Origin of the sequence: Methylocella sp., assembly GCF_044226135.1 — a bacterium.
In the GTDB taxonomy this organism is placed as follows: domain Bacteria; phylum Pseudomonadota; class Alphaproteobacteria; order Rhizobiales; family Beijerinckiaceae; genus Methylocapsa.
Genome location: NZ_JBGAHM010000038.1, coordinates 21608 through 29032, shown reverse-complemented (window position 1 = coordinate 29032; position 7425 = coordinate 21608). Strand labels below are relative to the sequence as shown.

At 70.0% G+C, this 7425-nt stretch carries 5 protein-coding genes and 1 tRNA gene; 2 read left to right on the top strand and 4 right to left on the bottom strand.

Annotated features, from left to right (window positions below):
- From clpX to ACILRB_RS13670, 4 genes are all read right to left on the bottom strand, one after another.
- On the bottom strand, window positions 1–1109 hold a 1109-nt coding region (clpX, locus tag ACILRB_RS13685), incomplete at its 3' end, for an ATP-dependent Clp protease ATP-binding subunit ClpX (RefSeq protein ID WP_395666848.1).
- A gap of 652 nt (window positions 1110–1761) precedes the next feature.
- Window positions 1762–2409: an ATP-dependent Clp protease proteolytic subunit gene (locus tag ACILRB_RS13680; protein WP_395666849.1), complete on the bottom strand. Its 648-nt coding sequence runs from the start codon at window positions 2407–2409 to the stop codon at window positions 1762–1764.
- A 369-nt stretch (window positions 2410–2778) separates the two neighbouring features.
- A complete protein-coding gene (gene tig / locus ACILRB_RS13675) occupies window positions 2779–4176 on the bottom strand; it encodes a trigger factor (RefSeq protein ID WP_395666847.1) in 1398 nt (465 codons plus the stop codon).
- 72 nt (window positions 4177–4248) lie between these two features.
- Window positions 4249–4333: transfer RNA gene (locus tag ACILRB_RS13670), tRNA-Leu, on the bottom strand.
- Between the two features lie 177 nt (window positions 4334–4510).
- On the opposite strand from ACILRB_RS13670, the gene ACILRB_RS13665 reads away from it, so the two are divergent.
- Both ACILRB_RS13665 and trmFO read left to right on the top strand, forming a co-directional pair.
- A complete protein-coding gene (locus ACILRB_RS13665) occupies window positions 4511–5875 on the top strand; it encodes a multicopper oxidase family protein (RefSeq protein WP_395666846.1) in 1365 nt (454 codons plus the stop codon).
- A 26-nt stretch (window positions 5876–5901) separates the two neighbouring features.
- Window positions 5902–7308 (top strand): methylenetetrahydrofolate--tRNA-(uracil(54)-C(5))-methyltransferase (FADH(2)-oxidizing) TrmFO, encoded by a 1407-nt coding sequence (trmFO, locus tag ACILRB_RS13660; RefSeq protein WP_395666845.1) that lies wholly within the window; start codon window positions 5902–5904, stop codon window positions 7306–7308.
- Window positions 7309–7425 lie beyond the last annotated feature (117 nt).

Below are 7425 nucleotides of genomic sequence, written 5' to 3'. Positions count from 1 at the left end.
CGCAGGCCGCGCGCGCCGGTGCGCCGCTCGATCGCCTTCTTGGCGACAACGTTCAGCGCCTCCTCCTGGAAGGTGAGCTCGGTGTTCTCCATCTCGAACAGGCGCTGGTACTGCTTGACGAGCGCGTTCTTCGGCTCGGTCAGGATCTTCTTCAGCGCCTCCTCGTCGAGGTCCTCGAGCGTGGCGATCACCGGCAGGCGGCCGACGAACTCGGGGATCAGGCCGAACTTCAGCAGATCCTCGGGCTCGACCTTGCGGAACACCTCGCCGGTGCGGCGGTCGTCGGGCGCCTGGACGGTCGCGCCGAAGCCGATCGAGGTGCCCTTGCCGCGCATGGAGATGATCTTTTCGAGCCCGGCGAAAGCGCCGCCGCAGATGAACAGGATGTTGGTCGTGTCGACCTGCAGGAATTCTTGCTGCGGATGCTTGCGCCCGCCTTGCGGCGGCACCGACGCGACCGTGCCCTCCATGATCTTGAGCAGCGCCTGCTGCACGCCCTCGCCCGAGACGTCGCGCGTGATCGACGGATTGTCGGACTTGCGCGAGATCTTGTCGATCTCGTCGATGTAGACGATGCCGCGCTGCGCCCGCTCGACATTATAGTCGGAGGCCTGCAGCAGCTTCAGGATGATGTTCTCGACGTCCTCGCCGACGTAGCCGGCCTCGGTCAGCGTGGTGGCGTCGGCCATGGTGAAGGGCACGTCGAGGATGCGCGCGAGCGTCTGGGCGAGCAGGGTCTTGCCCGAGCCCGTCGGGCCGATCAGCAGGATGTTCGACTTGGCGAGCTCGACGTCGTTGTGCTTGGTCGCGTGGTTCAGCCGCTTGTAGTGGTTGTGCACGGCGACCGAGAGCACGCGCTTGGCCTGGGGCTGGCCGATGACATAGTCGTCGAGGACCTTGCAGATCTCGCGCGGGGTCGGAATGCCGTCGCGGCTTTTCACCAGCGAGGATTTGTTCTCCTCGCGGATGATGTCCATGCACAGTTCGACGCATTCGTCGCAGATGAACACGGTCGGGCCGGCGATGAGCTTGCGGACTTCATGCTGGCTCTTGCCGCAGAACGAACAGTAGAGCGTGTTTTTCGCGTCGCCGCCGCCAACCTTGGTCATGGATAGTCTCCGATCGGCCGGGATCTCGCGCGACGCCCGGCTGTGCTGATGAGGACGCCGCGGAGACTGGCCTGAGCCCGGCCCTGCGGCGCGTCGTCCGGCGCAACGGCCGCCAAGGCGGACCGCCGTCCTTTTTTGGCCTCGTTCTCCCCCGATAGCGACCCGAAACGAAATGCAATCATGTTCCCGTCATGGACGCAAGGCCCGGAAAAACGCGCCGGGGCGACGACGCGTCCGGCGCGCAACGACGACAGGACGCGTCAAATCGACGCAGCCGGGCGAAAAACCGGACATCGCCCTGGCCGAGATCCCGCTTCAAGGCGCCAGGCCTCTTGGCCTGACCTTCACCCCGGCGTCCAATTTGGTTTCTCCTTCGGCGTCCGGCGCCGGCCGCCGTTTCAGGCCGCCACTCTCAGGCCGCCGATTCTGGAAGGGAATATAAGCAAGGATCGCGCCGTCGCCAGCGGCGCCGCGTCCGCCGGCGCCTGCGGCCCGGCCCCAAAGCCGACCCGCCAGAGGGGCGCGCGCCCCGCCGCGGCGGATCGCCGCGGAGGCGGGGAGGCGGCGCGGCGGGAGGAAGGCGGGACGAAAAGGAACGGAACGGCGCCCGGACCGCGCGGCGCGCGGTCCGGCTTGTGACAGGATCGCCCGGTCAGGCCGATTTGCGCTGCTCCGCCGCGTCGTCGGGGCGCTGGGTGATCACCTGGTCGACGATGCCGAAGTCCTTCGCCTCTTCGGACGACATGAAATGGTCGCGGTCGAGGGTGCTCTCGATCGTGTCGTAGTCGCGGCCGGTGTGCCTGACGTAGATTTCGTTGAGCCGGCGCTTGACCTTCATGATGTCCTCGGCGTGGCGCAGGATGTCGGAGGCCTGGCCCTGGAAGCCGCCGGACGGCTGATGCACCATGATGCGCGCGTTCGGCAGCGCGAAACGCTGGCCGGCCTCGCCGGCGCACAGAAGCAGCGAGCCCATCGACGCCGCCTGGCCGACGCAGAGCGTCGAGACCTTCGGCCGGATGAACTGCATGGTGTCGTAGATCGCGAGGCCCGCCGTGACGACGCCGCCCGGCGAGTTGATGTACATCGCGATCTCTTTCTTGGGGTTCTCGGCCTCGAGGAAGAGCAGCTGCGCGATGATCACCGAGGCCATGTGGTCCTCGACCGGGCCGGTCAGGAAGATGATGCGTTCGCGCAGGAGCCGCGAATAGATGTCGAAGCCGCGCTCGCCGCGGCTCGTGTTCTCGATGACCTGGGGAATCAGGTAGCTGTTGTAGACTTCGATCGGATCGCGGTCGCGCATACGCGTCATGTCCTTGCGCCTCATGTCCCTTGAAGCGGCGGGCGGGCGCCGCCGCGGCGGGGCGGCCATTGCGGCCGTCCGGCGGGCGTCCGCGGCCTTTCGGCCGCCGTGAATGGGCGCAGCATATCGAAACGCCGCGCCCCGCCAAGTCTCTCCGGCCCGGCCCGTCGCGGGCCGCCCAAAGCAAAGCGGGCGCCGCTGTCCGCGGCGCCCGCCTCGATCTGCGCAAGGGCCGTCCGGCCCCTGAGATAAGGAGCGCCGGCCGCGACGCAAGTTCCGGTCCAGCCGGGACGCAGGCCCCGGCCGCGCCGCCAGCCCTCAGGCGCCGCCAGCCGTCAGGCGTCCCGATCCGTCAGGCGTCCCGATCCGTCAGGCGTCCTGGGCCTGCGTCTCGGCGGCGGCGGGCTTCGCCGCTTCGTCCTCGTCGGGCTCGGGCGCGAGCAGCTCGTCCTTGGGCACGGTCCGGTCGGTCACCTTGACGAGGGTCAGGATGTGGTCGACGACCTTTTCCTCGTAAAGCGGCGCGCGGATCTCGGCGAGCGCCGCCGGATTCTTGCGGTAGTAATCCCAGATCATCTTCTCCTGGCCGGGGAAGGAGCGGGCCCGCTCGACGAGCGCCTGGCCGACCTCCTGGTCCTCGACCTTGACCCCGGCGGCGTCGCCGATGTCGGCGAGCAGCAGCCCGAGCCGCACGCGCCGCTCGGCGATCTTGCGATAGTCGGCCTTGGCCGCCTCCTCGGTCGTGCCCTCGTCCTCATAGGTGCGGCCGGAGGCCGCCTGCTCGGCCTCGACCTGGCGCCAGATGGTCTCGAACTCGCGCCCGACGAGCCCTTCCGGCAGGTCGAAGGCGTATTTCCTGTCGAGCGCGTCGAGCAGGGCGCGCTTCCACTTGCGGCGCGAGGCGGCGGCGTAGTCGCGCTCGATGTTGGTCCTGATCGAGTCCTTCAGGCCGTCGAGCCCCTCGAAGCCGTAGGTCTTGGCGAACTCGTCGTCGAGCGTCGTCGCGCCCGGCGCGGCCAGCGCCTTCAGCGTCACGTCGAACGTGGCCGGCTTGCCGGCGAGATGGGCGGCCGAATAATCGGCCGGGAAGGTGACCGCGACCGTGCGCCAGTTGCCGACGATGAGGCCCTCGATCTGCTCCTCGAAGCCGGGGATGAAGCTGCCGGAGCCGAGCACGAGGTCGACGCCCTCGCCCGAGCCGCCCTCGAAAGCCTCGCCGTCGAGCTTGCCGACGAAGTCGATCGTCGCCTTGTCGCCCATTTCGGCGAAGGCGCCCTCGGCCTTCGGCTGATAGGGGCGCGCCTGTTCGGCGAGGCGGTTCAGCACCACCTCGACCTCGGCCTCCTCGGCGACGGCGACGAGACGCTCGATCTCGACGTCGTCGAGCGCGCCGACCTCGATCTTCGGCAGCACTTCGAGCGCCACGGTGAAGGCGAAGTCGCCCTTGGCGTCGAACGCCTTCTCGAGATCGTCCTGCGCGCCGGGAAAGTCGATCTTCGGCTCGGCGGCGGGACGCAGCGCATTGTCCTCGACGATCTTGCGATGCGCCTCGTTGACGGCCTCCTGCACCACCTCGGCCATCACCGAGCGGCCGTAAAGCTTCTTCAGGAAGGAGATCGGCGCCTTGCCCGGACGGAACCCGTTGATGCGGGCCTTCGCCCGGATCTCGGCGAGCTGGCTGTCGAGGCGGCTCGCGAGGTCGGCCGCGGGAAGCACGACCTGGAACTCGCGCTTCAGGCCCTGCGAAAGGGTTTCCGTAACTTGCATCGTCTGACCAGCCTTTTCCTCTTTATCGCCTGCGCGGCCCTCGCCGCGGCCCTCGATCGAACGGGTTGAAAATGGTGCGGGCGGAGGGACTTGAACCCCCACGATTTTCACCACCGGAACCTAAATCCGGCGCGTCTGCCAGTTCCGCCACGCCCGCGCGCCCGCGTGCGAGGCGGGCCATGGGGAGCGCTCTATAGCAATCGCCGGTTCCCGGCGCACCAAAAATCGTGTTTTACGGCCGCAGCCCGGGGTTGGCAATCGCGCCGCGGGCCGGCAAGAATCGCCGGCGCGCATTTTTCCGCGCCCCCGCCCCGCCAGCGCTCCCGGAACGCCGATGACCGAGCTCAGCCGCCGCGGCCTCCTTCTCGGGGCCGGCCTCTCTCTCGCCCTGTTCGAGGCGCGCGCCGCGCCCGAAAGCGCCGCGCGGCTCGAAGCCCGGCCGCAGAGGCTGCGCCTTGGCCCCGCGCCCGGGCCCGAGATCGAGGCCTTCGCCTTCAACGGCGCGACGCCCGCCCCGCTGTTGCGCGCAAGGGCCGGCGCGCCGATGAGGCTCGCCTTCGCCAACGCCCTCGCGCAGCCGGCGAGCTTCGGCTTTCTGGGCCTCGCGCTTCCCAATCCGCAGGACGGCGTCGCGCCGCTGACGCAAAAGCCGATCGCGCCGGGAGACGCCTTCGACCTTTCCTTCACGCCGCGCCGCGCCGGGCTGTTCGCCTACAGGCCGCTGTTCGCGCCGACGGCGGCCGAGCAGCTCGGCCGCGGCCTCTATGGCGCGTTCATCGTCGACGAAGACGCGCCGCCGCAGGCCGACCGCGAGCTGGTCGCGGTCGTCGCGGACTGGCGCCTCGCCGCGGGCGGCGGGCTCGACCCGGATTTTTCGCCAGGGCCCGAGGCGGCGGCGGGCGCGGGCGAACGGCTCGTCACGGTCGAAGGCGCGCCGGCCCCGCTCGAATTTTCAGCCAGGCCCAACGCCCGCGTCCGGCTGCGGCTCGTCTCGATGGCCGCCGCGCGCGTCTTCGTGGCGGCGTTCGAGGGGACGAAGCCGATGGTCGTCGCGGTCGACGGCGTTCCGGCCAACGCCGCCTTCGAGCCGGCGCGCCGCTCGATCCCGGTCGGCCCCGGCGCCCGCTTCGACATTTTTTTCGACATGCCGGGCGCGGGCGAGACGGCGCGCGTCCTCATGAAGACCGAGGACGGCGCGCAGGCGCCCCTCGTCAGCCTCAGGGCCGAAGGCGAGCCCCTGCCGGCCCGCCCGCCCGTCCCGTCCCTGCCCCTCGACCCCCTGCTCCCTGCGCGCATAAAGCTCGAGGCGGCGAAGCGGGCCGATTTCGTGATCGAACCCGCCGCGACGCCCGGCCGCGCGCCGGACGGAACGCCGCTGCTGTGGCGCGTCAACGGCGCGCTCGACGCGCCCTTCGCGGCGAAGCCCGTGCTGACGCTGAAAAGCGGCGCCCCGGCCACGCTCGCGCTCGTCAACCGGAGCCCGCTCGCGCAGCAGATCCATCTGCGCGGGCATCACATGCGCCTGCTGCACGATCTCGACGACGGCTGGGAGCCCTATTGGCGCGACTGCGTGCTGGTGCCGCCCGGCCGCACGAAGCGCGTCGCCTTCGCGGCCGGCGCGCCCGGCCGCTGGGCGCTGCTGTCGCTCACGCCGGCGCGCTGCGCGGCGGGGCTCGCCGGCCATATTGTCGTGACCTGAGGAGAAACTCGCCCTACATAGCCCGCATGAGCGAACATCCCGTCCATATCGTCGGCGCCGGCCTCGCCGGCTCGGAGGCCGCCTGGCAGCTCGCCAGGGCCGGCGTCCGCGTCGTGCTGCATGAGATGCGCCCGGCGCGCCAGACGCCGGCGCATCGCACCGGCGGCTTCGCTGAGCTCGTCTGCTCGAACTCGTTTCGCGCCGACGATCCGGCGGCCTCGGCCGTCGGCGTGCTGCATCGCGAAATGCGCCGCCTCGGCTCGCTGGTCATGGCCTGCGCCGACGCCAACAAGCTGCCCGCGGGCGGCGCGCTCGCCGTCGACCGCGACGGATTTTCGCGCGAGGTGACGGCGGCGCTCGAGGCCGAGCCGCGGGTCGAGATCAGGCTTGAGGAGGTCGAGGGGCTTCCGCCCGACGACTGGGACAGCGTGATCGTGGCGACGGGGCCCCTCACCTCGGCGGGGCTCGCCGAGGCGGTCGCGACGCTGACCGGCGAGGAAGGGCTCGCCTTTTTCGACGCCATCGCGCCGGTCGTGCATTTCGACACGATCGACATGGGCACGGCCTGGATGCAGTCGCGCTACGACAAGGCGGGCCCTGGCGGCACGGGCGCCGACTATGTCAACTGCCCGCTCTCCCGCGAGCAGTATCACGCCCTGGTCGACGCGCTGATCGCCGGCGAGAAGACGCAATTCAAGGCGTTCGAGACGACGCCCTATTTCGACGGCTGCCTGCCGATCGAGGTGATGGCCGAGCGCGGCCCCGAGACGCTGCGGCACGGCCCGTTCAAGCCGGTCGGCCTCACCAACCCGCATGACCCGACGGTCAAGCCCTACGCGGTGGTCCAGCTGCGGCAGGACAATGCGCTCGGCACGCTTTATAATATGGTCGGCTGCCAGACCAAGCTGAAGCATGGCGCGCAGGTCGAGCTGTTTCGGACCATTCCCGGGCTTGAGCGGGCCGAATTCGCGCGGCTCGGCGGGCTGCACCGCAACACTTTTCTCAATTCGCCGAAGCTGCTCGACGCGCAGTTCAGGCTCAAGGCGCAGCCGCGGCTGCGCTTCGCCGGCCAGATCACCGGCTGCGAAGGCTATGTCGAGAGCGCCGCGGTCGGGCTGATGGTCGGGCGCATGGCGGCGGCCGAGCGGCGCGGCGAAAGCTTTTCGCCGCCGCCGGCGACGACCGCGCTCGGCGCGCTGCTGAACCATATCGTCGCCGGCCATGTCGTGACGATCGACGCCGGGCCGCGCTCGTTCCAGCCGATGAACGTCAATTTCGGCCTGTTTCCGCCGCTCGACGAGGCCCTGCCGCGCACGGAGGGCCGGCGTCTGCGCGGCGCGCAGAAGGCGGCGCTGAGGAAAGCCGCGCTCGGCGCGCGCGCGGCGCGCGATCTCGAAGCCTGGATCGGCGCGCGCGACCGCGTCACGGCCTAGATTCGCGCAGCGGCGGCGGGCCTCGCGGCAGTTTGTAATCGCTCAAAAACATGGCGCCGCGACGATTGTTCTAAGGCGAACTGTTGCAATCCTCACGCGTTGCTGCCAAAATCCGCG

Excerpts from the sequence above, each read along its gene's own strand:
- ACILRB_RS13680 (WP_395666849.1), bottom strand. The coding sequence starts at position 2,409 with ATGCGCGACCGCGATCCGATCGAAGTCTACAACAGCTACCTGATTCCC.
- trmFO (WP_395666845.1), top strand. The coding sequence starts at position 5,902 with ATGAGCGAACATCCCGTCCATATCGTCGGCGCCGGCCTCGCCGGCTCG.
- tig (WP_395666847.1), bottom strand. The coding sequence starts at position 4,176 with ATGCAAGTTACGGAAACCCTTTCGCAGGGCCTGAAGCGCGAGTTCCAG.
- ACILRB_RS13665 (WP_395666846.1), top strand. The coding sequence starts at position 4,511 with ATGACCGAGCTCAGCCGCCGCGGCCTCCTTCTCGGGGCCGGCCTCTCT.